The sequence below is a fragment of the Pseudomonas sp. PS01298 genome, from assembly GCF_029959745.1.
GTDB classification, from domain to species: Bacteria; Pseudomonadota; Gammaproteobacteria; order Pseudomonadales; family Pseudomonadaceae; genus Aquipseudomonas; species Aquipseudomonas aylmerensis.
Window position 1 is genome coordinate 1 of sequence record NZ_JASCPP010000055.1, and the last position, 26,714, is coordinate 26,714.

At 63.8% G+C, this 26,714-nt stretch carries 27 protein-coding genes; 17 read left to right on the plus strand and 10 right to left on the minus strand.

What is annotated here, in order from left to right; genetic code table 11:
• Positions 1-249: 249 nt before the first annotated feature.
• On the minus strand, positions 250-1,128 hold the full coding sequence (locus QMX97_RS18995) for a LysR substrate-binding domain-containing protein (protein ID WP_120447877.1): 879 nt from the start codon (positions 1,126-1,128) through the stop codon (positions 250-252).
• Positions 1,129-1,239: 111 nt separating this feature from the next.
• On the opposite strand from QMX97_RS18995, the gene QMX97_RS19000 reads away from it, so the two are divergent.
• From QMX97_RS19000 to QMX97_RS19015, 4 genes are all read left to right on the plus strand, one after another.
• Positions 1,240-2,865 (plus strand): 5-guanidino-2-oxopentanoate decarboxylase, encoded by a 1,626-nt coding sequence (locus tag QMX97_RS19000; RefSeq protein WP_282397385.1) that lies wholly within the window; start codon positions 1,240-1,242, stop codon positions 2,863-2,865.
• Positions 2,862-4,304 carry an aldehyde dehydrogenase family protein gene (locus QMX97_RS19005; protein ID WP_282397386.1) on the plus strand — a complete coding sequence of 481 codons (1,443 nt, stop codon included), beginning with the start codon at positions 2,862-2,864 and terminating at the stop codon, positions 4,302-4,304. The genes QMX97_RS19000 and QMX97_RS19005 overlap by 4 nt, the downstream gene beginning before the upstream one ends.
• Positions 4,305-4,520: 216 nt before the next feature.
• Positions 4,521-5,708, plus strand: coding sequence for a cyanate transporter (locus QMX97_RS19010; protein WP_282397387.1), 1,188 nt, complete (start codon positions 4,521-4,523; stop codon positions 5,706-5,708).
• A gap of 137 nt (positions 5,709-5,845) precedes the next feature.
• Positions 5,846-6,781: a LysR family transcriptional regulator gene (locus QMX97_RS19015; RefSeq protein ID WP_120447874.1), complete on the plus strand. Its 936-nt coding sequence runs from the start codon at positions 5,846-5,848 to the stop codon at positions 6,779-6,781.
• A 15-nt stretch (positions 6,782-6,796) separates the two neighbouring features.
• On the opposite strand, the gene QMX97_RS19020 is transcribed toward QMX97_RS19015, so the two are convergent.
• Together QMX97_RS19020 and QMX97_RS19025 are read right to left on the minus strand one after the other, a co-directional pair.
• A complete protein-coding gene (locus QMX97_RS19020; protein WP_065899374.1) occupies positions 6,797-7,159 on the minus strand; it encodes a 5-carboxymethyl-2-hydroxymuconate Delta-isomerase in 363 nt (120 codons plus the stop codon).
• 79 nt (positions 7,160-7,238) lie between these two features.
• A complete protein-coding gene (locus QMX97_RS19025) occupies positions 7,239-8,162 on the minus strand; it encodes a LysR substrate-binding domain-containing protein (protein ID WP_106804849.1) in 924 nt (307 codons plus the stop codon).
• A gap of 129 nt (positions 8,163-8,291) precedes the next feature.
• Between QMX97_RS19025 and QMX97_RS19030 the strand changes: the two genes are divergently transcribed.
• A complete protein-coding gene (locus tag QMX97_RS19030) occupies positions 8,292-8,471 on the plus strand; it encodes a hypothetical protein (RefSeq protein WP_106804850.1) in 180 nt (59 codons plus the stop codon).
• Between the two features lie 75 nt (positions 8,472-8,546).
• On the opposite strand, the gene QMX97_RS19035 is transcribed toward QMX97_RS19030, so the two are convergent.
• Positions 8,547-8,690, minus strand: coding sequence for a hypothetical protein (locus QMX97_RS19035; protein WP_016971360.1), 144 nt, complete (start codon positions 8,688-8,690; stop codon positions 8,547-8,549).
• A 196-nt stretch (positions 8,691-8,886) separates the two neighbouring features.
• On the opposite strand from QMX97_RS19035, the gene QMX97_RS19040 reads away from it, so the two are divergent.
• Together QMX97_RS19040 and QMX97_RS19045 are read left to right on the plus strand one after the other, a co-directional pair.
• Positions 8,887-10,191, plus strand: coding sequence for an MFS transporter (locus QMX97_RS19040; protein WP_282397388.1), 1,305 nt, complete (start codon positions 8,887-8,889; stop codon positions 10,189-10,191).
• Complete coding sequence (locus QMX97_RS19045) at positions 10,191-10,949, plus strand: substrate-binding domain-containing protein (protein WP_282397401.1); 759 nt, start codon at positions 10,191-10,193, stop codon at positions 10,947-10,949. The genes QMX97_RS19040 and QMX97_RS19045 overlap by 1 nt, the downstream gene beginning before the upstream one ends.
• Here the strand turns inward: QMX97_RS19045 and QMX97_RS19050 are convergent.
• Positions 10,941-11,837, minus strand: coding sequence for a LysR family transcriptional regulator (locus QMX97_RS19050; protein WP_282397402.1), 897 nt, complete (start codon positions 11,835-11,837; stop codon positions 10,941-10,943). The two genes, QMX97_RS19045 and QMX97_RS19050, sit on opposite strands and share 9 nt — an antisense overlap.
• A 339-nt stretch (positions 11,838-12,176) precedes the next feature.
• On the opposite strand from QMX97_RS19050, the gene QMX97_RS19055 reads away from it, so the two are divergent.
• The 7 genes from QMX97_RS19055 (at position 12,177) to QMX97_RS19085 (ending at position 18,540) form a co-directional block, all read left to right on the plus strand.
• Positions 12,177-13,028, plus strand: coding sequence for an STAS domain-containing protein (locus QMX97_RS19055; RefSeq protein WP_106804852.1), 852 nt, complete (start codon positions 12,177-12,179; stop codon positions 13,026-13,028).
• A 2-nt stretch (positions 13,029-13,030) separates the two neighbouring features.
• On the plus strand, positions 13,031-13,393 hold the full coding sequence (locus QMX97_RS19060) for an STAS domain-containing protein (RefSeq protein ID WP_106804853.1): 363 nt from the start codon (positions 13,031-13,033) through the stop codon (positions 13,391-13,393).
• A complete protein-coding gene (locus QMX97_RS19065; protein WP_065899382.1) occupies positions 13,390-13,794 on the plus strand; it encodes an ATP-binding protein in 405 nt (134 codons plus the stop codon). The genes QMX97_RS19060 and QMX97_RS19065 overlap by 4 nt, the downstream gene beginning before the upstream one ends.
• The gene (locus tag QMX97_RS19070; protein WP_106804854.1) at positions 13,785-14,792 is read left to right on the plus strand and encodes an ATP-binding protein; all 1,008 of its coding nucleotides are present in this window, start codon (positions 13,785-13,787) and stop codon (positions 14,790-14,792) included. The genes QMX97_RS19065 and QMX97_RS19070 overlap by 10 nt, the downstream gene beginning before the upstream one ends.
• The gene (locus QMX97_RS19075) at positions 14,785-15,648 is read left to right on the plus strand and encodes an ATP-binding protein (RefSeq protein ID WP_213552027.1); all 864 of its coding nucleotides are present in this window, start codon (positions 14,785-14,787) and stop codon (positions 15,646-15,648) included. The genes QMX97_RS19070 and QMX97_RS19075 overlap by 8 nt, the downstream gene beginning before the upstream one ends.
• Positions 15,638-17,572: a response regulator gene (locus QMX97_RS19080; protein WP_282397389.1), complete on the plus strand. Its 1,935-nt coding sequence runs from the start codon at positions 15,638-15,640 to the stop codon at positions 17,570-17,572. Before QMX97_RS19075 ends, QMX97_RS19080 begins: the two co-directional genes overlap by 11 nt.
• Positions 17,573-17,655: 83 nt before the next feature.
• Positions 17,656-18,540, plus strand: coding sequence for a hypothetical protein (locus tag QMX97_RS19085; protein ID WP_282397390.1), 885 nt, complete (start codon positions 17,656-17,658; stop codon positions 18,538-18,540).
• Between the two features lie 134 nt (positions 18,541-18,674).
• Here the strand turns inward: QMX97_RS19085 and QMX97_RS19090 are convergent, their stop codons facing one another.
• The 3 genes from QMX97_RS19090 to QMX97_RS19100 all read right to left on the minus strand — a co-directional run bounded on the left by QMX97_RS19090 (position 18,675) and on the right by QMX97_RS19100 (position 22,341).
• The gene (locus QMX97_RS19090) at positions 18,675-19,700 is read right to left on the minus strand and encodes a histone deacetylase family protein (protein ID WP_282397391.1); all 1,026 of its coding nucleotides are present in this window, start codon (positions 19,698-19,700) and stop codon (positions 18,675-18,677) included.
• A 78-nt stretch (positions 19,701-19,778) separates the two neighbouring features.
• A complete protein-coding gene (locus QMX97_RS19095) occupies positions 19,779-21,008 on the minus strand; it encodes a Zn-dependent hydrolase (protein WP_282397392.1) in 1,230 nt (409 codons plus the stop codon).
• Positions 21,009-21,021: 13 nt separating this feature from the next.
• A complete protein-coding gene (locus QMX97_RS19100; protein WP_106804858.1) occupies positions 21,022-22,341 on the minus strand; it encodes an MFS transporter in 1,320 nt (439 codons plus the stop codon).
• 157 nt (positions 22,342-22,498) lie between these two features.
• Between QMX97_RS19100 and QMX97_RS19105 the strand changes: the two genes are divergently transcribed.
• The 3 genes from QMX97_RS19105 (at position 22,499) to QMX97_RS19115 (ending at position 25,412) form a co-directional block, all read left to right on the plus strand.
• Positions 22,499-23,440 carry a LysR family transcriptional regulator gene (locus QMX97_RS19105; protein WP_282397393.1) on the plus strand — a complete coding sequence of 314 codons (942 nt, stop codon included), beginning with the start codon at positions 22,499-22,501 and terminating at the stop codon, positions 23,438-23,440.
• 112 nt (positions 23,441-23,552) lie between these two features.
• The gene (locus QMX97_RS19110; protein WP_262133946.1) at positions 23,553-24,374 is read left to right on the plus strand and encodes an SDR family NAD(P)-dependent oxidoreductase; all 822 of its coding nucleotides are present in this window, start codon (positions 23,553-23,555) and stop codon (positions 24,372-24,374) included.
• An 18-nt stretch (positions 24,375-24,392) separates the two neighbouring features.
• Complete coding sequence (locus QMX97_RS19115) at positions 24,393-25,412, plus strand: AraC family transcriptional regulator (RefSeq protein ID WP_282397394.1); 1,020 nt, start codon at positions 24,393-24,395, stop codon at positions 25,410-25,412.
• Between the two features lie 2 nt (positions 25,413-25,414).
• Here the strand turns inward: QMX97_RS19115 and QMX97_RS19120 are convergent, their stop codons facing one another.
• Together QMX97_RS19120 and QMX97_RS19125 are read right to left on the minus strand one after the other, a co-directional pair.
• Positions 25,415-26,182, minus strand: coding sequence for a transcriptional regulator (locus QMX97_RS19120; RefSeq protein WP_201143713.1), 768 nt, complete (start codon positions 26,180-26,182; stop codon positions 25,415-25,417).
• Positions 26,179-26,676, minus strand: a complete 498-nt coding sequence (locus QMX97_RS19125; protein WP_282397395.1) for an RNA polymerase sigma factor — start codon at positions 26,674-26,676, stop codon at positions 26,179-26,181. The genes QMX97_RS19120 and QMX97_RS19125 overlap by 4 nt, the downstream gene beginning before the upstream one ends.
• Between the last annotated feature and the right edge of the window lie 38 nt (positions 26,677-26,714).

A 26,714-nucleotide genomic window follows, 5' to 3' on the forward strand; every position in this document is an offset into this window, starting at 1 on the left:
CCGCGGGGGGCTCGCTAGCCCACCCCCCCCCCCCCCCCCCCGGCGGGCCCCCCCCCCCCCCCGCTCCCACAGTGGGGGGAGGCGTTGTCCATGCCTGCGGTGCACGGCCGGACTATTCCAGCCACACCGCCACACCCCAAGCCTCACACCGACTAAAAATGTGGGAGCGGGCTTGCTCGCGAAGGCTGCCTGCCAGTCACCGAAAACATCACGTGAACCACCGCCCTCGCGCCCCCCTACACTCGCTCTTCAGCGCTCCGCCTGTTGTGCCTGGCCCACCAGCCACTCCATCAGCGCTTCAAGCCCGGCCGACGGGGCTGTCCCCGGCGGGTACACGAGGTAATAGCCCATCCCCGTCGGCACCCTCAGCTCAAACGGTGTCGCCAAGCGACCGGCCTTCAAGTCCTCGCCAATCAACGCGCTGTCGCCAATCGCCACGCCGGAGCCTTGTGACGCGACGGTCATCGCCAGGTCCAGGGTTTCAAAATGATGCCCCTGGGCCAGATTGCTCAGGCGTGTATTCGCAGCCTGCAGCCACAACGCCCAATCGCGCTCATCGCGCGTGGGGTGCAGCAAGACCTGCTGCTGCAGGTCCGAAGGCGTGAGCAATGTGCCGAGCAATCCCGGCGCACACACGGGGGTGAGTTGTTCATCGAACAAATGCCGGGCCTCGGCCGACTGTTCGGCAATGGGCGCGTAGATCACCGCCGCGTCGAAGGCCTCGCGACGAAAGTCGACGGTGTAGGCCACGGTGGTGGTGAGTTCCACCGGCACATCCGGGCGCTCCCGTTGCCACTGCATCAGGCGCGGCAACAGCCAGCGCATCACGCAGGTGGAGGCCTTTAGCTGCAGGGTCTCGCGCCGGCTGCCGATCTGCTCCACCGCCTCTGCGATCAGGCCGAACACCTGCTGCGCGCGCAGCGACCATTCACGCCCTTCCTCGGTCAGGCTCAAGCCGCGGGCCTGGCGCTGGAACAAGGCATAGCCCAGGTGGCTTTCAAGCCCGGCAATCTGCCGGCTCACCGCGCCCTGGGTGATGTGCAGCTGCTCGGCGGCGCGGGTGAAGTTGCAGCACTGGGCCGTGACCCAGAAGGTGTGCAGCGCAGGCAGGGGCGGAAGGCGTTTCATCGGGGCGCAGCCATGACGTGAGGACATGGCTAGTATGACTTTTTATCGATTGTTGCCGCTACAGGCCAGCCGGTCCAATACCGCCTCGAATCAATAACAAGAGCGACATCTATGGCGACCTGCGGCGAAGTATTGGTCAACCTCCTGGAAAGCTACGGCGTGGACCAGGTGTTCGGCATCCCCGGCGTGCATACCGTGGAGCTGTATCGCGGCCTGGCACGGTCCAGCATCCGCCACGTCACCCCGCGCCACGAACAGGGCGCCGGCTTCATGGCCGACGGTTACGCGCGCACCAGCGGCAAGCCGGGCGTGTGTTTCATCATCACCGGCCCGGGCATGACCAATATCACCACGGCCATGGGCCAGGCCTACGCCGACTCGATCCCGATGCTGGTGATTTCCAGCGTGCAATCGCGCAGCCAGTTGGGGGGCGGGCGCGGCAAGTTGCACGAGTTGCCGAACCAGGGCGCGATGATCGCCGGCGTGGCCGCCTTCTCGCACACACTGATGTCGGCGGCGGAGTTGCCCGGCGTCCTGGCGCGCGCGTTTGCGGTGTTCCAGGCCGGTCGGCCACGCCCGGTGCATATCGAGATCCCGCTGGACGTGCTGGTGGAAAACGCCGACGCGTTGCTCGGCAGTGAGCCGGTCAGCGTGGCGCGTGCCGGTGCAGCGCCAGCGGCCGTCAAGCAGATGAGCCAGTTGCTCGCAGCGGCCAAGCGGCCGTTGATCCTCGCCGGCGGTGGCGCGATTGATGCAGCTCCCGAGTTGACGCGTCTGGCCGAGCGGCTCGGCGCGCCAGTGGCCCTGACCATCAACGCCAAAGGCATGCTGCCCGCCGCGCACCCGTTGCTGATCGGCTCGACCCAGACCCTGGTCGCCACCCGCGCGCTGGTCGCCGAGGCCGACGTGGTGCTGGCGATTGGCACCGAGCTGGCTGAAACCGACTACGACGTGACCTTCGCCGGCGGCTTTGAAATTCCCGGTGCGCTGCTGCGCGTCGATATCGATCCGGACCAGACCGTGCGCAACTACCCGCCACAGGTGGCGCTGGTGGCCGACGCGCAGATCGCCGCCGAAGCCTTGCTGGCCGAACTGAGCCACCAGCCGTTACCCCACCGCGATCCACAGTGGGGGGCTGAACGCGTCGCCCGCCTGTGGGCAGACCTTGCGCCCACCTGGGACGCCGCCACCCGCGCGCAGACCCTGTTCCTCAACACCGTGCTGGAGGCCCTGCCCGGCGCCGTGCTGGTGGGCGACTCCACCCAGCCGGTGTACAGCGGCAACCTGACCCTGAACCTCGACCACCCACGCCGCTGGTTCAATTCCTCCACCGGCTACGGCACCCTCGGCTACGCCCTCCCCGCTGCGATCGGCGCCTGGCTCGGGCGTGGCGACGGGCAGCCGGTGGTGTGCCTGATCGGCGACGGCGGGTTGCAATTCACCCTGCCGGAACTGGCCAGTGCGGTCGAGGCGCGTACGCCCATCATCGTGCTGCTGTGGAATAACCAGGGCTACGAAGAGATCAAGAAATACATGCTCAACCGCGCCATCGAGCCCGTCGGTGTGGACATCTACACCCCGGACTTCATCGGCGTGGCCAAGGCGCTCGGCAGCGCGGCCGAAAGCGTGCACAGCCCCGACCTTTTACGCCGCGCCTTGCGCGTCGCCGCTGACCGCCAGGGGCCGACGCTGATTGAAATCGACCAGGGTCTTTGGATGAAGGAGGTAGCGCTATGAGCGCAGTCGTGAACGGTGTGTATATCAACGGTGCGTGGCGAGCTGGCGAGACGGTGCTGGAGGTGATCAACCCGGCCACCGAAGCCACCCTGGCGCAGGTCAGCGTTGGCGATGCGAATGCCGTGACCGAGGCGGTCGATGCGGCCAGCGCGGCCTTTATCGACTGGTCGAAAAGCACCGGCCGTGATCGCGGCGCGCTGCTGCGCAAGGTTGCCCAAGGGGTGAGCGAGCAGCGCGAACAACTGATGCACGTGCAGTCGAGCAACAACGGCAAGCCGCTGTTTGAAGCGGGCATCGATGTGGATGACGTGATCGCCACCTTCGAGTATTACGCCGGTGTCTGCGACGCCATGGACGCCAGCCAGGACACCTCGGTGGCGCTGCCCAGCGAAGATTTCAGCGCCCGCCTGCGCCGCGAACCGTGCGGCGTGGTGGGGCTGATCGTACCGTGGAATTTCCCCATGGTGACCACCGCCTGGAAACTCGCCCCGGCCCTCGCCGCCGGTTGCTGCGTGGTGCTCAAGCCCTCGGAAGTCACGCCGCTGGCGGAGCTGCAATTGGCGCGCATCATTGCCGAGGCCGGTTTTCCGGCGGGCGTCTTCAACCTGGTCTGCGGCACCGGGCTGGCGGTGGGCGCTCCGCTGGCGGCGGACCGTCGCGTGGCGAAGATCTCCTTCACCGGCAGCAACGCCGTCGGGGTGCAGGTGATGCAACGCGCCGCCGAAACCATCAAGGGCGTGAGCCTGGAATTGGGCGGTAAATCATCGCTGCTGGTGCTCGCCGATGCCGACCTCGACCTGGCGGTGGAGCTGGCGTGTGGCGGTGGATTTTTCAACGCTGGGCAGATGTGTTCGGCCACCAGCCGGGTGCTGGTGGCGGACAGCCTGGCGGATGAATTCCTGCAGCGCTTGCAGGCACGGGCGGAGGCGATCCGCGTGGCGGACCCGTTTGCCGAAGACGTGGAAATGGGCGCGCTGATCAACCGCACGCAGTACCAGCGGGTGCTGGGGCATATCCAGCGAGGCATTGAGCAGGGGGCGCGCTTGCTGTGTGGTGGCGGGCGTCCGGCGGACCTGCCCAAGGGCTTTTTCATCCGCCCCACGGTGTTCACCGACGTGCCGCTGGACAGCGCCTTGTGGAACGAAGAAATCTTCGGCCCGGTGCTGTGCGTACGCCGCTTTGCCAGCGAGGACGAAGCCATCGCGCTGGCCAACGCGAGTGACTTCGGCCTGGTCGCGAGCGTGGTCAGCCGCGATGCAGAAACGGCTGAGCGCGTGGCCAATGGGTTGCAGGCAGGCATGGTGTGGATCAACGCCCCGCAAGTGATCTTCCCGCAGACGGCGTGGGGCGGTTACAAGCAGAGCAGCATTGGCCGCGAGCTGGGGCCGTGGGGGCTGGCGGCGTTTCAGGAGATCAAGCACGTGATTAGATCGATCTGATACCGCGCCCCCTGCAGGCGCTGGCTTGCCGGCGATAGCACTCTTTCAGTTGCAGCAGGCTTGACTGATAGACCGCCATCGCCGGCCAGCCAGCTCCGCACTTTGCCCGTGGTGCTGCAGTCATCTGGATTTTTTAGATAAGCCTAACGACTTTCTCATTTGCCCCCCTCCCCCGGTACATGGCCTGATTCGCCCTTGTTCATTCAAGGCCTGCCCATGGAAAACGTACACGCAAAACCCACCACCGCCGTCTTGCTGATGATCAGCGTGGTACTGGTCGCTTTGAACCTGCGCCCGTCGATGGCCGCCGTTGGCCCGTTGCTGTCATCGATTCGCGGTGACGTGCCGTTGAGTTTCAGCAGTGCGGCGTTGCTGACCATGTTGCCGGTCATGGCCATGGGCCTGGCGATGTTCTTTGGCATGGGCCTGGCCAAGCGGGTGGGCGAGCACCGCAGCATTGTGCTGTCGCTGCTGGTGATTGGCCTGGCGACGCTGTCGCGATTGTGGCTGGATTCGGCCTTGGAGTTGATCGTCAGTGCGGTTGCCGCCGGTGTCGGCATTGCGCTGATCCAGGCAGTGATGCCGGCGCTGATCAAGTCGCGCTTCAGCGATAACGTTTCACTGTTCATGGGACTGTATGTGACCGCCATCATGGGCGGCGCGGCGCTGGCGGCTGCGTTCGCGCCGTTCGTGCAGGTGCAGACCGGCAGCTGGCGCATCGGCCTGGCGATCTGGGCCGCACTGGCCCTGTTCGCCCTGGTGTTCTGGTATGCCCAGCGCGCGGCAGTGCCGCCGATGCCCCAGGCCGGCACGGGCGCGCAGGAATCATTTTTCGGCAATCGGCGCGCCTGGCTGCTGGCGATCTTTTTCGGCCTCGGCACCGCGTCCTACACCTGCGTGCTGGCGTGGCTGGCGCCGTACTACGTGGAGCTGGGCTGGAGCGAACAGAACGCCGGGTTGCTGCTGGGGTTCCTGACCGCCATGGAAGTGGTATCCGGGCTGGTCACCCCGGCCATCGCCAACCGTCGCCAGGATAAACGCGGCGTGGTCGCGGTGCTGCTGGTGCTGATCATCCTGGGGTTCTGCGGCCTGATCCTCAGCCCTCATCATTTGAGCCTGCTGTGGCCATGCCTGCTGGGCCTGGGCATCGGCGGCCTGTTTCCGATGAGCCTGATCCTCTCGCTCGACCACCTGGACAACCCGCGCCGTGCCGGTGGCCTCACCGCCTTTGTGCAAGGCATCGGCTACCTGATCGCAGGCCTGTCGCCACTGATTGCCGGGATGATCCGCGACCAACTCGGCAGCTTTGAATGGGCCTGGTGGTCGCTCACCGCGGTGATCGTGGTGATGCTGGTGATCGTCACGCGCTTCAACCCACGACATTACGCGCGGCATATCCGCTGAGGTCGTATTGCCAAAAGTATTTGTCCCACTCCAAACATAGAAACGCCCTACAGCACTTTCTATTGGCACGTCCGTTCCGTTAAGCTTTTGCACGGTTTTGTACTGACTTCGGTGCACCGGGCTTACGGACGGAATGGATGCTAAACAGTAACTTGCTCAGAAAGCTCGATATGCAGGACTTGATGGTGTTCATCGCCGTCTACGACCAGAGCAGCGTTACCGAGGTGTCAGAAACGCTGTTCGTCAGCCAGTCCACTGTCAGCTACAGCCTGAAGAAATTGCGCACCAGCTTCGAAGATGAGCTTTTTATCAACACGCGGGCGGGTATGCGTCCTACGTACAAGGCCAGCACCATGTACGGCCATGTGCAGAAAATCCTCGAAAGCATCAACCTGTGCCACGCCGGTGGCCAGGCGTTCGACCCCACCCAGAAGGCCGTGACTTTCAACGTCTGCGCGCCGGAATACTTCGAACAGCTGATCCTGCCGCGCCTGCTGAAGAACTTCGACCGCGCCGACCTGCCGGTGATCGTCAATGTGCAGAAGCTGGAAACCGATATTCCCGCCGACGACCTGCGCGAAGGCCGCCTCGATCTGGTGGTCTGCTTCGGCCCGCACTTTCACCGCGCCCACAAGGATTTCAAGACCCAGATGCTGCTGGAGGACGACCTGGTGTGCGTCTTCGACAAACGCGCGACGCCCCGCGAGCCGGCCCTCAGCCTGCAATCCTTCACGGCACGGCGCCACGTGTTCCCGACGCCGTGGACCTCCGACACCAACATGATCGATGGCTGGCTTTCGCGCCAGGCCCACAAGCGCCAAGTGGTCGCGCGGGCCAACAGCTACAGCGCCGCCCTGAAGATGATTGCCGGCACCGACTTCGTCGTCACCCTGCCGCGTCGCGTGCAGAAGCTGCTGGCACCGGCCACGCTGTATGGGCATTGCGAAGCGCCCAACGGCTTGCCGGGCTTCACCCTGGACATGCAGTGGAATGAAAGCAGTCAACAGGACAGCGCCAATACCTGGTTTCGGGAACAGGTGGTTAAGGTCTGCGCCGATCAGGGCTTGTTATAGCGGCTGCTGGGAAGGTCAGCCGATCGCGGCCTTGCTGTAGGAATCGCGATCCATGTCGACCAACTGCACACTCAGTTGCACCTGCAGCCCTTCTGGCCAGTCGCCCAGATCCTGCAACGCCGCCAACAGGCTCTGCGACAACTGCTGCTTGACCTGCGGTGAGCGCCCACTGAGCAACGACAGCTTCACCGCGATGAAACCGCGCGGGCCGAGGGAGGTGCCGACCTGGAAACTCTCGACCTTCACCGCGCGGCTCTTGATATCGAACTCGGAAGCGAACTGCCCGGACACCATCAGCACATTGTTCAGCCGCAGCAAGGTTTTCTCGACGGCCAGGCCTGTGAGGTTGGCGGTGTATTCCAGGTGCAGGTGCGGCATGGGTTTCTCCAAGTTTGTTGTAGGAAGATTCGTAGATATAGCACGGGGCGCAACGCCCCAGGCATGAAAGCTGTGTCAGTCAGGTTTTACCCGCCAACCCTCGATCACTCATGAAGGCCTCCAGCCGTGAACGCACCCAGCGCTCGGCCGGGTCAGTGTCGACGTGGCTGAGCCAGACCATGGACAAATCCAGGGTCGGCGTCTGGAACGGAAACGGCTCGCAGAACAGCTTGCCCGATACCGCCATGGCTTCGGCGGTGTAGTCCGGCAGGCTGGCGATCAAGTCGGTGCCGGCAAGCAACGCCGGCAGCGCACTGTATTGCGGCACCGACAGCACCACATGGCGCTTGCGGCCGATTTCGGCCAGCCACTCATCGGCAAACCCGGACACGTTGGCGGTGTGCGACACCAGCACGTGGGGGCGTGAGCAATATTCATCGAGGGTCAGCGGCGTATCGCTGGCGTCCGCCCTGAGGATGCGCGGATGAATGTGGCGCAGCAGCTTGCGCTTGGCGTTCGCCGGCAGGCCACGGGTCTGGGTGATGCCGACGGTGATATCACCCGAGGCCAGCAGGTCGGGGATCCGCCAATAGTCCACGTGCTGCACCACGAACACCACCTGCGGCGCTTCCTGGCGCAGGGCCCGCAACAGCGGCGGCAACAGGCCGAACTCGACATCGTCGGACAGGCCGATGCGAAAGGTCATGGTGCTGATGGACGGGTCGAAATCGTGGGTCAGGCTCAGTGCCGACGACAGGGAATCCAGGGCCGGCGACAGGTGCTGGATGATTTCCTCGGCCCGCGCGGTGGGCTCCATGCGGTGGCCGACGCGAATGAACAGCGGGTCGTTGAACAAGGTGCGCAAGCGGTTGAGTGCCGAACTGATGGTCGGCTGGCCGAGAAACAGCTTCTCGGCGACCCGGGTCACGTTGCGCTCGAGCATCAAAGCTTCGAACACCACCATCAGGTTGATGTCGGCCTTGCGTAATTCATTGCGATTCATCGGCGCCTGCCCCTTCCCCAAGACAAGCCGCAGTTTAGAAAGCCCGGGGGGCTGCGTCTATGTGCGCACTGTTCATCGTAAGCCTTTGCGACTATAAATCAGCTCTTCAGGGTCGCTGGAGCATCTTCCGTGCTGGTCATTCTCGCCCTGGCCATTGTCGTGGCCGGGTTCTGTCTCTGGGCTATCCGGTTGATTGCCCACCCCACCGCCCGCACTTTGTTGCGGGTATTTGTTGGCCTGTGCCTGGCGGCAGTGGTGGCGTTTATGGTGCTGGCGTCGGGGTTTCCTATTTCGTTGCTGGTTTCATGACCCCTGTCCCTGACGCGAGCGCCGCGCTGCCAGCGCGGCGAACACCCGCACATTTGCACCGCGTTTAACCTGATATCAAGGCTTCAGCGGACGCTCCTGGTCGCGCTCGGACAGTTCTGTCCCATCATCGGGATGCTTCCAGGTCTGCGGTTTTTCTTCTTCCCGCCGCCGGGGTTGCTCACGCTCCGGCTCATCGCGGCGCTTGTGTTCGTCAGCCATTGCCACCTCCATCGATAAGAATTGGTCACACCTTCAAGCATAGAGCAGGGCTGGAATTTCGACGGACACCCGGATTGATAGCCAATGCACATCAATCTATCCAAATTTGTCACTTATCATTTCTAAATGTGTCAGCCACTATTCTAGGTCTTAAGCGAAACAAGCACTTTAAAAAGAACGCTGGAGACACAAAACCATGACTAGCCCTACCCGGCCCGACTCTGCCCGTTCGAAAGTTGGTGCGGTATTCCGCGTTACTTCGGGCAACTTCCTCGAACAGTTCGACTTCTTTCTGTTCGGTTTCTACGCCACCTATATCGCTGCCGCGTTCTTCCCCGCCGCTAATGAGTTTGCGTCATTAATGATGACCTTCGCCGTATTCGGCGCAGGCTTCCTGATGCGTCCGTTGGGCGCGATCATCCTGGGTGCCTATATCGATGACGTCGGTCGCCGCAAAGGGCTGATCGTGACCCTGTCGATCATGGCCAGCGGCACGTTGCTGATCGTGCTGGTACCGGGTTACCACACCATTGGCCTGTGGGCGCCGTTGCTGGTGCTGCTCGGCCGTCTGCTGCAAGGCTTCTCGGCAGGCGCGGAACTGGGCGGCGTGTCCGTCTACCTGTCCGAAATGGCCACCCCAGGCCGCAAAGGCTTCTACACCAGCTGGCAGTCGGGCAGCCAACAGATCTCCATCGTGATCGCCGCCGCGCTCGGGTATGGCCTGAACGTGTGGATGGAGCCTTCGGTGGTAGCCGATTGGGGCTGGCGCATTCCGTTTGCCATCGGTTGCGTGATCATTCCGTTCATCTTCCTGCTGCGTCGCAACCTGCAAGAGACCGAAGAATTCGCCAACCGCAAACATCGCCCGAGCATGCGTGAAGTGCTGGCGACCCTGGTGAAGAACTGGACCGTGGTCATCGGCGGCATGCTGATGGTCGCCATGACCACCACCGCGTTCTACCTGATCACCGTCTACGCGCCGACCTTCGGCAAGACCGTGCTGCAACTGAGCACCTCGGATGCGCTGCTGGTGACCCTGCTGGTGGCGGTGTCGAACTTTGTCTGGCTGCCGATCGGTGGCACCTTGAGTGACCGCTTCGGCCGCAAACCGGTGCTGATCGCCATGACGGTACTGACCGTTCTCACGGCTTATCCGGCGCTGTCCTACGTGGTGAATGCACCGAGCTTCGCCCACATGCTCGAAACCCTGCTGTGGTTCTCGTTCCTCTACGGCATGTACAACGGCGCGATGATCCCGGCGCTCACCGAAATCATGCCGGTGGAAGTGCGCGTGGCAGGCTTCTCGCTGGCCTATAGCCTGGCGACTGCGATCTTCGGTGGTTTCACCCCGGCGATCTCCACCTGGTTCATCCACATCACCGAAGACAAGGCCTCGCCGGCCTACTGGATGATGTTTGCCGCCCTGTGCGCCCTGTGCTCGACCCTGGCGCTGTACCGTCGCGCCAACACTCGCGGGCAGGTGATGCAGGGGGCGGCATGATGAAGCCGCTGCTCACGGCCCTGACGGCCCTGGCCCTCGGCGCGCTGGCGCTGACGGCACAGGCCGAGGAACTCAAGGTGATGACGTCCGGCGGTTTTACCGCCGCCTACAAATTGCTCGGCCCGCAGTACGCCAAGCAAAGCGGTGACAGCCTGGATACCATCCTCGGCCCGTCGATGGGCAAGGCGCCGGAAGCGATTCCCAACCGCCTGGCCCGTGGCGAACACGCCGACGTGGTGATCATGGTCGGCTACGCCCTCGACGACCTGATCAAGCAGGGCAAGGTCGATCCGGCCTCCCGTGTCGAATTGGCTGACTCGCGCATCGGCCTGGTGGTGAAGGACGGCGCGCCCAAGCCTGCGATCGGCACCGACGCCGAACTCAAGGCGGTGCTGCTCAAGGCCAAGTCCGTGGCGTATTCGGACAGCGCCAGCGGTGTGTATGTCGAGAAGGAGTTGTTCAAGAAACTCGGCATGCCGGCCAAAGGCACGATGGTCGAACGCATTCCGGTGGCCGAGAAGGTCGCCAAGGGTGACTACGAGGTGGGCTTGCAACAGGTCGCGGAATTGTTGCCGGTACCAGGTGTGACCTACGTCGGCAAGATCCCGGAAGACGTGCAATCGGTGACGCGTTTTGCCGCGGGCATTCCGGTCAACGCCGAACACCCGACGCAGGCCAAGGCGCTGCTGCGCTACCTGGCGTCGCCCGAAGCCCAACCGGTGGTGCAATCGACCGGGCTGGACTCGGTATCACACTGACCGAAACGGTGTCTCGCGCACCAACCGCTCCAACTCCAGCGCCGCCGGTGGCAACGTCCGCCCGCGGCGCTTGATCAAGCCCACATTGCGCATCACCTGCGGCTCCACCAACGGCACGCTCAGCAGGATCGGGTGATCGCTCGCCGGCATCGCAATCGATGGCACCATCGCCACGCCCAACCCCGCCTCCACCAGCCCGATCATCGTGGTCACGTGGTGCGTCTCGCAGATACTCGGTTTTTTCACCCGCACCCCGCGCAGGGCCTGGTCCAGCAGGAAGCGGTTGCCCGAGGTCTTGTCCACGGTGATGTAGTCGTGCTCGTAGGCTTCGGCCCAGGTCACGCTGTCGCGCCCGGCCAGCGGGTGGTCACGCCGACAGGCCAGCACATAGCGCTCCTGCAGCAGCAACTCGAACTCCACCTCATCGGCCAGGCTGCCGCTGAAACTCACGCCGAAATCCGCCTCGCCGCTTTCCACCGCGTTGCACACCTCACCGGCGCTGGCGTCGAGCACCCGCAGGCGAATCTTCGGATAGAGCTTGTGGAATTCGGAGATCACGTGGGGCATGAAGTAGTACGCGGTGGACGGCACGCAGGCGATGGTCACGTTGCCCATGCGCGTGGAGGCGACGTTGCTGATGCCCATCAGGGCGACGTCAAGGTCGTCGAGCATGCGTTCGACCTGCGGCAGGAACGCGCGGCCGACCATGGTCAGGCTGACCCGCCGCGTGGTGCGTTCGAACAGCTTCACATCCAGCGCGGACTCAAGCTTCTCGATACGGCGACTGAGCGCCGGCTGCGAGATACGGATAGCTTCGGCGGCGCCGCGAAAACTGCCCTTGTCTACCACGGCGCGGAAGGCTTGGAGGTCGTTGAGGTCGAAGTTGATGTCCCCGGGTGGCGGCCTGTTGAGGCGGGGTGGGGGGCATTATCGTCCTAGAGACGATGGGGCGCCATGATTGTGAAGGGCAAGCGTGTTGGGGTGAGCAGGCTTGCCACGATCAAAAAGTCCACCTGCCCCATGCGGTTGATTTGCCAGAGAACGCCGCGTCACCGCATAGATTTTTTCGAGCCTGCAGAGACCTTTCCCCTGTCAACCCCAAAACCCGCTGGAGCGCCCAATCCATAGGGCCTCTACGAATTGAACGAAAACACTCGAAACAATTCAAAACAGTCCGTTTTAGTATAAATTGCATGCCATTCACCCAGGCATTCAAGGAGATTCCCCGTGGCAACTTTGCAAGCTCACACCATTCAGGCGCTCCACACCCATCGCCCTACCCTGCTGACCGAGTGGGTTGCCAGCCTTGAAGCTTCGGGGGCCACGCGCAACGTCAAGGGTGAGGACGCCAAGCAACAGGCCAACGACTTCCTCAACCTGCTGATCGCGGCATTGCAGCAAGGCGGTTCCCAGCAGGTCGGCCAGGAAAACTGGGCCGAGACCCGCGTGTTCCTGGAAAAGCTCTCCCACAGCCGTGCCCTGGTCGGCCAGGACTCGCAGCAGACCGCCAGCTTTATCTTCGCCCTCAAGGGCCCGTTGTTCGCCTTGCTGCAGCGTGAATACGCCGAGCAACCGACGCAACTCGCCGAACAGCTGTGGGAAATCTCCGAGTTGCTCGACGCACTGGGCATGCACACTATCCGTACGTTCCAGAAATCCCGTGAGTCGGTGATCAAGCGCCAGCAGGAAGAATTACTCGAACTCTCCACCCCGGTGGTCAAGCTGTGGGACGGCGTACTGGCCCTGCCGATGATCGGCACCCTGGATTCGCAACGCACCCAGGTGGTCATGGAGTCGCTGTTGCAGCGCATCGTCGACACCGGCTCGGAAATTGCCATTATCGACATCACTGGCGTGCCGACCGTGGACACCCTGGTGGCCCAGCACCTGCTCAAAACCGTGACCGCCATCCGCCTGATGGGTGCCGATTGCATCATCAGCGGCGTGCGTCCGCAAATCGCCCAGACCATCGTGCACCTGGGCCTCGATCTACAGGGCGTGGTCACCAAGGCCAACCTGGCCGATGCGCTGGCGCTGGCCCTGAAGCGCCTGGGCGTCACCATCAGCAAGGCTGTTTAAGTATGGAACGCATCCCTATTTTGCAGATGGGCGAATTCCTGCTGGTGACCATCCAGGTCGACATGCATGACCAACTCGCACTGACGTTGCAGGACGACCTGTCCGAACGCATCAGCCGCACCTCGGCGCGTGGCGTGTTGATCGATATCTCGGCACTCGACATGGTCGACTCGTTCATCGGTCGCATGATCGGCACCATTTCCGGCCTGTCGCGCATCATGGATGCCCAGACCGTATTGGTCGGCATGCAGCCGGCCGTGGCCATCACCCTGGTGGAACTGGGCATGACCCTGCCGGGCGTGGCGACCGCGTTGAACGTCGAGCGCGGCATGAATCTGCTGCGTGACCGGGTAGACCACTCATGACCCAGGCCAGCAGCGGCACCCACCCGGTGCTCATCGAACAGGACGTGGTGCTGGCCCGACAATTGGTGCGCAAGCTGGCCCAGGAATGCGGCATGCGCTTGATCGACCTGACCAAACTGGTCACCGCCGTCAGCGAGTTGGCGCGCAACACCGTGGTCTACGGCGGCGGCGGTCATATGGATTGGGCCGTGGTCGAGAAAGACCACCGCCCCGGCCTGCGCCTGACCTTTCGCGATGAAGGCCCCGGCATCCCCGACCTCAAGCTCGCGATGACCGACGGCTGGACCTCCGGCAGCGGCCTGGGCCTGGGCTTGACCGGCGCCAAGCGCCTGGTCGACGAGTTCGAACTGGACACCGCACCCGGCAAGGGTACCCGCGTGACGATCACCCGATGGACGTGAACATTCCCAGCGCCCTGACCCAGGTGCTGTTGATCGAAGACGTCAGCCAGGTCGGCTACGCACGGCGTACCGCGCAACAATTCGCCGAGCAGTTGGGCTTTGACGAAACCGATGCCGGTCGCGTCGCGCTGGTGGCTACCGAGCTGGCCAGCAATATCCTCAAGCATGCCGCACATGGCGAGTTGCATCTGCGCGCCACCGGCAACCAGGGCGTGGAGCTGATCGCCGTGGACCGCGGCCAGGGTTTCGACCTGGACAGCTGCCTGGTGGATGGGTTTTCCACCGGCGGCACCCAGGGCATCGGCATGGGCGCGATCTCCCGCGTGGCCCAGGTCTTCGATGTGTACGCCGACCAACGCGGCACGGCGATGCTGGCGCGGTTGTACCCACGGGCGGCCGGCGCGAAGGACATTCGCTACGGCGTCAGCCAGCATTCCCTGCACCACGACCCGGCCTGCGGCGATGCCTGGCACCTGGCAATCCAACCGGGCCGCTTCAGCGTGATGGTGGCCGACGGCCTGGGTCATGGCAGCGAGGCCGAACGGGCCGCGCGCGCCGGTGAGGAAGTGTTCGCCCATGACGCGTTCCTCGACGCCGGCGTGTTGTTCAACGACCTGCATATCGGCATGACCGGCACCCGCGGCGGCGCCGTGGCGGTCGCGCAATACGACGCCACGGCCGACAGCCTGCGCTTTACCGGAGTGGGCAATATCGGCGCCAGCCTGATCGGTCCCGGCAAGTCGCGCGGGCTGGCGTCTCATCCGGGCATTGTCGGCGTGCAGTTTCGCAAGGCGCAGCCCTTCGACTACGCTGAGGTCAGCGGCCAGTTGCTGATTCTCTACAGCGACGGCCTGCAGTCACGCTGGAACCTTGCCGACTACCCTGGGCTTTCTCACCGCCACCCCGCCCTGATTGCCGCCATTTTGCACCGTGATTTCTGTCGCGGACGGGATGACGTCACCGTCTTCGTGATTGCCCTGGAGGCCATCGATGGCTGAAGCCACTGTTTCCCTCGCCGATGAAGTGCTGCGCCTGCGCCAGGAAGCGGAGGCGTTGCGCGCGGAGTTGGACGAGACCAACCAGGGTGTCCTGGCGCTGTATGCCGAGCTGGACATGCAGGCTGATCAACTGCGCCAGGCCTCGGACCTGAAAAGCCGCTTCCTGTCGTACATGAGCCATGAATTCCGCACGCCGCTGGGCTCGATCCTGAGCATCACCAGCCTGCTGGCCGATGAACTCGATGGCCCGCTGAGTTCGGAGCAACACACCCAGGTGGGGTTTATCCGCAGTTCGGCGCGCGAACTGCGCGAAATGGTCGACGACTTGCTCGACCTGGCCAAGATCGAGGCGGGCCGTATCACTATCTCGCCGGCCTGGTTCGATATGTTCGACCTGTTCTCGGCCTTGCGCGGCATGTTCCGGCCGATTGTCGACGCGTCATCGGTGGACCTGATCTTCGAAGAACCCGTCGGCTTGCCCAAGCTCTACACCGATGACAAGAAGCTTGCGCAGATCCTGCGCAACTTCATTTCCAATGCCCTCAAATTCACCGTGCAAGGCGAGGTCCGCGTGTCGGCGCAACGGGTCGGCGAGGCAGAAATCCGCTTTGCCGTACAGGACACCGGCCTGGGCATTCCCGCCCAACTGCACAGCAACCTGTTCGAAGATTTTTCGCAGATCGACTCGCCACTGCAAAAACGCCTGCGCGGCACCGGGCTGGGCCTGTCGCTGTGCAAGCGTTTTGCCGAGCTGCTTGGCGGCCGGGTCGGCGTGGAAAGTACTCCCGGCGTGGGCTCGATGTTCTTTGTGATCATTCCTCTCTCTATTGCTGGCGGCCCTGTCGATGAATCGTGACATTCAACTGCTGATCGTCGACGACAATGCCGCCACCCGCTACGCCCTGCGGCGGCGCCTGGAAAGCCACGACTATCACGTGCTCGAAGCCGGCACCGGCCAGGAGGGGCTGGACCTGATCGCCCGCGAAAAGATCGACGGGCTGATCCTCGACGTCAACCTGCCGGACATGAGCGGCTTCGACATCGTGCGGGTGTTGCGCGCCGACCCGGTCACCGCCTTGCTGCCCGTGGTGCATGTGTCGGCGGCTTCCATCGAGACCGGCGACATCATCACCGGCCTGGATGCCGGCGCCGATGCCTACCTGATCCATCCGGTCGACCCTGATGTGCTGCTCGCGACCCTGCGCACCCTGCTGCGCGTACGTGACACCGAATACGCGTTGCGCGAGAGCGAGGCGCGGTTTCGCGAGATCTTTTTCAATATCAGCGCACCGATTGCGGTGATGGACGCACAGCTCAAGGTGCACGAATGCAACCACGCGTTCGCCCAATTGATTCACGACAACCTCAACCCGGACGCCCTGCTCGAGTGCTTCGCCGCCGACCAGCTCACGGTACTCCAGGAGCTGTGCCAGCGCCTGGCCGCCGGTGAGCGCTGGAAAGGCACGCTGCAGATGAAGGTCGACGGCCAGTTGCGCGAAACCGAGTGGCAGATTTCACCCTATCGCCGCGCCGAATTGAGCCTGGTGTTTGTCGAGGACGTGACCGAACACCGCCACCGCGAACGTCATCAACAGGCCGAACTGGCCAACGCCACCACCCAGCTGGCGCGCACCGAGGCGCAGCTGTTGCAGGCGCAGAAAATGGATGCGCTGGGCAAGCTCACCGGTGGCATCGCGCATGACTTCAACAACCTGCTGACCGGGATCATCACCAGCCTGGAGCTGATCAAGAAACGCATCGACAGCCAGCGCACCGACAAGGTCATGGGTTACGCCGATGCGGCCTTGAGTTCGGCGCTGAGTGCCGCCGGCCTGACCAACCGCCTGCTCGCCTTCGCCCGCCAGCAGCCGCTGGACACGCGGCCGATCGACATCAATGCACATATCCGCTCGCTGGAAGAACTGCTGGTGCGCACCATCGGCGAACATATCGCGCTGAAGCTCGAACTGACCAACAACCCCGCCGTGGCAATGGTCGACCCGATCCAGCTGGAAAGCGCCGTGCTCAACCTGGTGATCAACGCCCGCGATGCGCTGCCCAAAGGCGGCAATATCTGGGTGACCACCTACCCGGCCTATTCCAACGGCAACCTGAAACTGGAAAACGGCCCCTATATCGCCCTGTCGGTACGCGACAACGGCGTGGGTATCGAGCACAGCGTCATCGACAAGGTCTTCGACCCGTTCTTCACCACCAAGCCCCTGGGCCAGGGTACCGGGCTGGGCCTGTCGACCATTTATGGCTTCGCGCGCCAGTCCGGCGGCGACGCACAGATCCGCAGCGTGACCCGCCAGGGCACCGAAGTGACCATCATGCTGCCCGCCGCCAGCGGTCCCGCCAGCACGGCGACCAGGCCGGTTGCAGCCCCCGGCCAGAGCAGCGGCGAACACGTGTTGATCGTCGAGGATATGCCCTCGGTGCGCAGCTTTGTCGCCGAGGTGCTGGTCGATGCCGGCTACCGCTGCAGCCTGGCCGCCGATGGCGACGAAGCCGTCACCAGCCTGCGCAACGACCCGAGCATCGACCTGCTGCTGACCGATGTCGGGCTGCCCTACATGAACGGGCGCGAGCTGGCCGACATCGCACGCGAAATGCACCCCGCGCTGCCGATTCTGTTCATGACCGGCTACGCCGAGAACGCGGCAAATCGCCAGAGCTTCCTCGGTGAAGGCATGGACCTGATCTCCAAGCCGTTTCATATCGACGAGTTGCTGGAGAAGATCCGCCGTGGCCTGGATGGCGCGGCAGGCGCCGGATAAAGGGGACATCGCGCAATTGCCGGGTGATGTTCGGCGGCATGCTTGGTAACGTGGTCGACCTTTCGATCCGTCGGCGCCAAGCAATGATCCGAATCCTGAAAACCGCACTGTGCACACTCGTCCTGGTGTGCACCGCCGCCCTGGGCTTTTTTGCCTGGCAGACTTACTACCCGGTCAGCGCCATCGGCCAGTGGCATTACCAGGTCCTGCACACGGACGTGGCCAAGGCCGCCTCGCTGATGCCCCTGGACGACGGCTCGCTGATGGTCAGCCAGGAACTCGACGACGGCAAGGGCAGCATCGTGCGCATCCACCCCGACGGCAGCCGCGAAGTCGTAGTGGGCAACCTGTCCAAGCCCGACGGCATGTTCGCCACGCGCGGCGGCTGGGTGTTCAGCCAGGAAGCCCTCGATTCGCCCGTCAGTTTCCTCAAGGACGGCCACGTCACCGAACTGTTCAGGGGCCAGAACGTGCAAGGCCTGTGGGACGACGGCGACTACCTGTATGCCATGGAAGACCGGCGCGACGAGGGCCGTGTGCTGCGTTATCGCTGGAGTGACCAGAGCCTGAGCGTCGTACGCACGGGCATGGACGAAGGCGAATCGATCATCCGCTGCAGCGACGGGCGCATGCTCTACACCAAAAAGAAGGAAGGCATGGTGCGCGAGCTGACCGAGGACGGCAGCGACCCGATGGTCGTGGACGGGCTGAACCAGCCGACGTTCCTGATGTGTGATGCGCGGGGCCTGTGGATCAACGAGGACGCCACCCACCGCGCGCGTTTGCTGCTGATCGACAAGCAGGGGCACCGGCAGACGATCCTATCATTCCTGAAAGCGCCGCAGTCGATTGTGCCGACGACTCGAGGCACTTACCTGTTGGCCGAAGGTGGGCGTGACCGGGTACTGGAATTGACGCCGCCCATGACGCATGTTGCGGTGGGCGACGACGGCGCTTCGACGCGTTGATTGTGATCGGGAAGTTGCTATCCCGGCAGAGCGCCTGGCCAAACCGTTCAAGCTCCCGGTGACCGCCCCCTCATGACAAGCCACGTGACGATCACAACGCGAGATCGTCACGCAGGTGCCACGTCACTCCTGCCTTACTTCACCCAAGCCTGTGGCCCATCGAAAAACGCCTGCGCATTCGCGTCCAGCGTTTCCAGGTGATAGCCGCCCTCCTGCACGATCACACACGGCAGGCCCAGCCCGCGAATGCATTCGCCCAACCGCGCGAAGCCTTCGCGCGTCACCGCGACTTTGCTCTGCGGGTCCAACTCGTAGATATCGAAGCCCAGCGACAGCACCAGCACATCGGCCGAAAAGTCCTTCAGCACCTTCAGCGCCACTTCAAGCTTGTCGAAGAACACGGCCTCACTGGCGCCATGAGGCATCGGCAGGTTGAGGTTGAAACCTTCACCCGCCGCGCTGCCACGCTCTTCGGCGAAGCCGGCGACACCGGGGTAGAAGTTGGTCGGGTCGCCGTGGATCGACACGTAGAGCACGTCGTCGCGCGTGTAGAAAATCTCCTGGATGCCCTGGCCGTGGTGCATGTCGGTGTCGAGCACGGCAACACGCTGGAAGCCGCCGCGCAACACTTGCGCGGCCACGGCGGCGTTGTTGATGTAGCAGAACCCGCCTGCCGCCTCGAAACGCGCGTGATGCCCCGGTGGCCGGCATAAGGCGTAGGCAGCCGGGGCGCCGTCGAGAATGTCCCGGGCGGCGGCAACCGCGCTTTGCGCCGACCAGTAGGCCGAGCGCCAGGTGAGTTCGCCCACCGGGCAGCTGCCGTCGGCGAGGTAGCGCGCGGCCTGGGCAAGGATGCCGCGCAGGGCGTTGGGCTCGCGCACGAAGATGTTGGACATGACTTCGTCGCCCCAGTCTTCGGGGATTTCTTTCCAGCGCTGATGGGCTTCCTGCAGGAACGTCAGGTAAGGCGCACCGTGCACCGCAAGCAGCGGCTCAAGGCCGTGGTCGGCCGGCTGCTGGATGTCGAACCCAAGGGTCTGCGCGGCCTGCAGCAGGTTGCGCGCGCGCTCGGGGACCTCCTGCGGCGTGCGCATCTGGCCACGGGAGTAATAGCTGCGTGGATGGTGCAGCAGTTGTTCGGGGTGGAAAAAAGTACGCATGGCAATCTCCTCAATACACAGGGTTGCGGGTAGACGCTGCCCACAGGTGAGCTTCTTCAGTCTTCCCGAACGGTGTTGTCAGTCGGCCCGGCCGGCGCGTTGCAACACGGCGTTGAGCAATACATCGGTGCCCTGGCGCACGTCCTCGGGCAACACATCTTCGGCTTCGTTGTGGCTGAGGCCGCCGACGCACGGGATGAAGATCATCGCGGTCGGGCAATAGCGCGCCAGGTGGATGGCATCGTGGCCTGCACCGCTGACGATTGGTTGCTGACTGTAGCCCAGCGCATCCACCGCGGTTTGCACGCAGGCCACGCATTCGATGTCGAAGGGCGTGGCCGGGCTGACCCAGTGCGGGGTGACGGTGACGGTGAGCCCGCGTTGTTCAGCGATGGCCTGCAACTGTTGGCGCACCTGTTGCTCCATGGCGTCGATAGCGCTGTCGCGGTGATGACGCAGGTCGACCGTGAAATTCAGCAGGCCGGGAATGGTATTGCGCGACGATTTGGCAATGCTCAACTCACCGACGGTGGTCAGGCCCTCGGGGGCAAAATCGGCGGCCAATTGCTCCAGCGCCTGGATCATACGGGCCGCGCCATACAGCGCATCTTTGCGCAGCGGCATCGGCGTGGTGCCGGCATGCGCGGCCATGCCTTCGACGCGCACATCGAGCCAGCGAATCGCCTGGCCGCCGGTCACCACGCCGATGCTCTTGGCGTTGTCTTCCAGGATCGGGCCTTGTTCGATATGCGCTTCGAAGTACGCATCCACCGCGCCGCCCAGCGGGCGCGCACCGTTATAGCCGGTGACGCGCAGGGCCTCGGCCACGCTGATACCGTCGACATCGGTCGTGGCCAGCGCCGGGGCCAGCGCCAGGCTGCCGGTGAATACCGCCGAACCGAGCATGGCCGGGGTAAAACGCGCGCCTTCCTCGTTGGTCCACACCACAATCTCCAGCGGTTTGCGGGTCCGGATGCCCTGGTCGTCAAGGCTGCGGATCACTTCGAGGCCGGCCAGTACGCCGTAGACGCCATCAAAGCGCCCGCCTTCTGGCTGGGTGTCGAGGTGACTGCCGATCATCACCGGGGCGGCGTCCTTGTCCGTGCCGGCGCGCCGGGCGAAGAGGTTGCCGATGGCGTCCACGCTGAGGGTCAGCCCGGCAGCGCTACACCAATGGCTGAACAGCTCGCGACCGGCCTGGTCTTCGGCACTCAAGGCCAGCCGGCAACTGCCGCCGCGCGCAGTGGCACCGATCTCGGCCATGGCCATCAGGCTGGCCCACAGGCGTTCGCCGTTAATCTTCAACATGCTGCAATCTCCCTCAGGCACTCTGTGCCATTTCAATTCGGTGCGCGCTGGCGTGGCGGCGCGACAAGGCCAATACGCACACCAGCGACACCGCCGCGATCAGGCTGTAGAACACTGCCATCGGCCACCATTGGCCCTGGTATTCGTGGGCCAGCCAGGTGCCGATCAGCGGCGTCAGGCCACCGGCCAGCGCACCGCACACCTGATAAGCCAGGGAGATGGCGGTGTAGCGCACACGGGTTTCGAACAGGCCGCTGACAAAGCCTGCGATCACCGCATAAAACGAGGCCATGCACACCACTGCCAAGGCGATGCCGAGGATGATCAACGGCGCCTGGCCACTGCTCACCAGCACGAACATCGGATAAGGCGAGGCCATTGCCAGCACGGTCATCGCACACAGGAAACGCGTAGCACCAACCTTCTCTGCCACCCAGGCCGCCAGGGGCTGGACACAGAATTGAATGATTGCCACGAAGAACAGGCACTCCAGAATCAGCGAGCGCGGTAGGCCCAATTGCTGAGTGCTGTAGGCAATCATGAAGGTGTTGGTGAAATACACCCCGGCAATCCCCAGGGTATTGGCACCGATGCACAGCAACAGTGGGCGCCAGGCGGTTTTCAGCACTTCGATCACCGGGGCCTGGTCCTGCTTGATTGCCCGGGCTTTTTCCGCGAGGGCCTTGTCTTCGAGGAACTCCGGCGACTCGTTGACGCCAAGGCGAATCGCCAGGCCGACCACCAGCAGCAAGGCGCTGGCGAGGAACGGCAGGCGCCAGCCCCAGCTGAGCAAGTCTTCTTCAGGCAGACGGGTGACTGCGCTGAACGCCAGCAGGGACAGGATCAACCCCGCCGGGCTGCCCAGTTGCGCGAAGGACGCGAAGAAGTTACGCCGCCCTTTCGGCGCGTGCTCGCCGGCCATCAACACCGCCCCGCCCCACTCGCCGCCGACGGCAATGCCTTGCACCACCCGCAACAGCACCAGCAAGACCGGTGCTGCGGCGCCGATCTGCGCATAGGTCGGCAACAGGCCGATGCAGACGGTGACCACGCCCATCATCACCAGGGTGATCACCAGGGATTTCTTGCGGCCGATCCGGTCGCCGATATGGCCGAACACAATGCCGCCCAAGGGCCGCGCGAAGAAGCCCACGGCGAAGGTGCCGAACGCGGCCATGGTGCTGAACAGTTTGTCTTCGGAAGGGAAAAACAGTTGGCCAAACACCAGTGCAGCGGCGGTGGCGTAGATGTAGAAATCGTACCACTCGATCATGGTGCCGATAAAAGCGGCGGCCGCAGCACGGCGAGGCTGAGGCGAAGCGGAAGGCTTCATGGGCGGGCTCCTTTGGTTATTTTTTTGGCAGGAGAAAGGTCAAACGCAGGCGCTCTGATGGCGCTTGTCGAGGAGGATTTTTCGTCTCGGGGCTATGATTAGTCAATTTTCTATTTATTATTCCGATTATAAATCCTGCTTATGATCGAGCCCGCGCATGTCCGAACCCCGCCGCGATATTCACCCGCTGCTCAACGACCGGCTGGACTGGAACCTGCTGCGCACCTTTCGCGTGATCGGCCAGGAGCTGAGCATCAGCCGCGCCGCCGCGCGCCTGCACCTGACGCAACCGGCGATCAGCCAGGCGCTCAAACGCCTGGAAGAACAACTCGACTGCCAACTGATCGTGCGCCGTGGCCCGCGCTTTGTACTGACCGAAGCCGGCGAACAGATTTTCGCCATCGCCGGCGAGATGTACGGCCAGGTCTCGCAGATGAGCAACGCCCTGCAAAAACCCGGCGATGAAGTGATCGGCAAAGTGCGCCTGCTGATGATCAGCCGCATCAACTCAGAGACCTTTGATGACTTCCTCACGGGCTTTCACCGCGAACATCCGCGGGTCGACCTCGAGGTCGAGGTGATGCGCAGCTCCGACATCGTCGCCGCCCTGCTGGAAAAAACCGCGACCCTCGGACTGAGCCTCAATCGCCGGCCGCAGCCGCGCCTGGAGCAGCACCTGTTCCTGCGTCAACGCTACGCATTCTTTTGCGGGCGCCACCACCCGCTGTTTGGCCGTACCGGTTTGGCCGAAGGTGATTTGCAGTCGGAGAACTTCGTCAGTTTCACCAGCGACCAGATCGGCGGGATGCTCTCGCCACTGACCATCTTTCGCGATCAGCAAGGCTTCAGCGGGCGCATCGTGGCGTCGTCTTCCAGCCTGGAAGAAGTGCGACGCCTGGTGATCGCCGGGTTCGGCCTGGGGTGCCTGCCGATCCATGTGGTGGCGGAGGACGTGAAAAACGGGCTGCTGTGGCGGCTGCCGCCCGATGAAGGGATCGCCGATGTGGACATTCACCTGTTGTGGAATCGTGAACAGAAGATGAGTCGGGCCGAGACGGTGTTCATCGAGAGCCTGGCCGCGCGCTTGACCCGCGAATAATTGGCGTCTTTTGCAAGTCACTTGGCGCCCTTCTGCTAGTGCCTGGACCGCATTCATCGACCATCCTGGGTGCCCAGGCTGCTTTAGCCGCCCGAAACGAAGAGGTGTTCGCATGTCCAAGATCTGGTTTATCACTGGCAGTTCCCGTGGCCTTGGCCGCGCCATCACCGAAGCGGCCTTGCGCGCCGGCGATCGTGTGGCGGCCACTGCACGCACTCCCCGCCAACTGGATGAACTGGTGGCCGAGTACGGTGACGCAATCTACCCACTGCAGCTGGATGTGACCGACAACCTGCAGGTGCTACAGGCCGTGGAGGCCGCCGTGGCGCACTTCGGTCGCCTGGATGTGGTGGTCAACAACGCGGGGTATGGCGACCTGGCATCGGTCGAGGATGTCACCCTGGAGGACTTCTCGGCACAGATCGACACCAACTTCTATGGTGTCGTGCACGTCAGCAAGGCCGTGGTACCGATCCTGCGCGCCCAGGGTCGCGGGCATATCTTTCAGGTATCGTCGTTGGGCGGGCGGATTGGCATGGCGGGCCTGGCGGCGTACCAGAGTGCCAAGTGGGCCGTGGGCGGCTTTTCAACCGTGCTGGCGCAAGAGGTCAACCCGCTGGGCGTGCAGGTGACGGTGCTGGAACCGGGTGGCATGCGTACCGACTGGTCGGGCAGCTCCATGACGATTGCGCCGATCAGTGCGCCCTATCAGCAAAGTGTCGGTGCACTGGTTGAGTTGCTCAACTCCCCCGGCATTTTGCCGACCGGGCCGGAGCGGGTGGCCGAGATCGTGCTCGAACTGGCCCTGCGTGAAGACGCGCCCCTGCGCCTGTTGATCGGCAGCGATGCGGTGCAATATGCCGCGCGGGCGGCGGCGGACCTGGCAGCTTCCGACGAGAAATGGCATGACCTCAGTGTGTCAGCCTCCGATTGATTGAAACAAAGGTGGTCCATGTCTGACGCACGCCAATCGCGCTTCAACATTCCGCAGGTGTTCTGGCACGCCCTGACAACCATCGGGCTGGAGCCTGCAGCGGTGTTACGCCAGGCACGGCTGCCAATGACCCTGCACCTGGGCGAGCGCGGTGATCGTCGCCACGTCAGCACCGAGGAATATTTTCGCCTGTGGGAAGCCGTAGGCGTGCTCAATCCCGACCCGGCGGCCGGCGTCCTGCTGGTCACCCAGCTGGACAGCAGCGCCCTGCCGCCGTCCAGTTTTGCCGCGTTCATTGCCCGTGACTTTCGCGATGGCCTGCATCGCCTCGCACGCTTCAAGCAACTGTGTACGCCCGAACGCGTGCAGGTGAGCGAGGACGGCGCGACCTGCACGGTCACCCTCGACTGGCTGCGCACCCAGCAGCCGCCACCGCGGCTGTTGATCGACGCGGCGTTTGCGACGTTTGTCGAGCTGGGCCGGCGCGGCTCGGGGGTGCACATCACGGCGCGCCGTGTCGAACTGGCCCGCCCCCGGAGCAACAGCCCGGCACTGGCGGAGTTTTTCGGCTGTGCCATCCGTTTCGGTGCCGCGCGCAATGCCTTGGTGCTCGATACCGCCGACCTCAAACGGCCCTTCCCTGGCCATAACCCGGAACTGCTCGACCTGCTGAACCCGGCCCTGGTAGCGGCGTTGGCCGAAGCGACCGCGCCGGCCACGATCAGCCACCAAGTGAAAAGCACCCTCAAGCGCCTCTTCGCCAGTGGCCGCCCGGAGATGGTCGACGTGGCCCGCGAACTGGGCCTGAGCGAACGCACCTTGCAGCGGCGCATGACCGAGGAAGGCACGGGCTTTCGGCAATTGCTGCTGGAGAGCCGCCAGGAGGTGGTGCGCCATCTGCTGGCGGAGCCGTCGATCGAAATAGACGAGATCGCCTGCCTGCTCGGTTACGAAGACACCAACTCGTTTTATCGCGCGTTTCGCACCTGGGAAGGCACCACGCCCACGCGTTGGCGCGCCCTGCAGACCCGTCACTGAGATCAGGCCGGCAAGCTGCGCTCGACGCTGCTGGCCATGATCTGCAAATCTTCGAAAGGGTTTCGGCCGATCAGCATGAAGGCATGGGACGCGCTGGCCCAATACACCACGTTCATGCCTCGGCGCTGCTCGGTGGCGAAAGTCGCCGGGGCTCTTTTGTTGGCCGTGATGCACAGCGCCAGTGGACCGTGGCGGGGATCCAGGTAGGTCAGTTGGCCGATGATCACGCCGTCATAGTCCAGGCTCTGCGCCCGCCGGAACTCGGCGCCGGGCAAGGCCACGGCAGCAGGCGACAACGGCAGGCCCAGTTGCGTGCCCACCGCGCTGAGTTGCGCGAGGTGGGCAGCCGGGTCCGCGCTGAGATTGTCCAGGGTCTGCGGCGTGTACAACGCCATGTATTCAGCCACCGAGGCGCGCCAGCCCTGGCCGGGTTCCCCACGCGGCCAGGCCAGGAACAGGCGATCGGCGACCACGCCGGCCACCGCGAAACCTGCGGCCACGGCGAGGAAACGGCGGCGACTCAAGGCGGGGACCGCTGCCGGCGGCAAGGCGTTGAGCATCGACTGCAGGCGAGCGGTCGGCGCTTGATCCAGCACGCTGTCGAACGCGTCCTTGAACGGCATATCAGCGCACCGCAGCACCTCCAGGCGCGCAGCGACCGCAGGGTGAGTGTGGATCTGGTCGGCGATGACCCGGCGCTGGTCGGCATCCAGTTCTCCATCCAGATAAGCCACCAACTGCTCATCGCAAGGCAAGTGTGTGTGAGTCATCGGCGTTCTCCACTGGCGTGTTCCGCGTGGGCTTTTGCCGGGGCCGTCTCGGCCAGCCTGGCGCGTGCAGCCGCGAGCCGACTCATGACTGTGCCGACCGGTATTTGCAGGACATCGGCAATTTCCTTGTATGAAAGCCCTTCGACATACGCCAGAAAAACCGTTTCTCGTTGCGCTTCGGGCAACCCGTTGACCCGCTTGATCACTTGCGCGGCGAGCACGTGATCCTGGGCCTGGCTTTCGCCATCGAATGACAACGCCTGCTCTGCATCGACAAAGCCCTGCCCCTGACGAACCCGCTGCGAGCGCAGCTCGTTGAGCCAGATCGAGTGCATGATCGCCAGCAACCAGCGATCCAGCCGCGTGCCGGCGACAAATTGCCCGGCACGCTCCAGCGCCCGCACACAGGTGGCCTGCACCAGGTCCTCGGCCAGGTGCTTTTGTCGCGACAGCACCAGGCCGTATCGCCATAAACGCGGCAACAACTGGCCCAATTCGCGACGAAACTCAGCCTCTCGAGTAATGGCGGCCC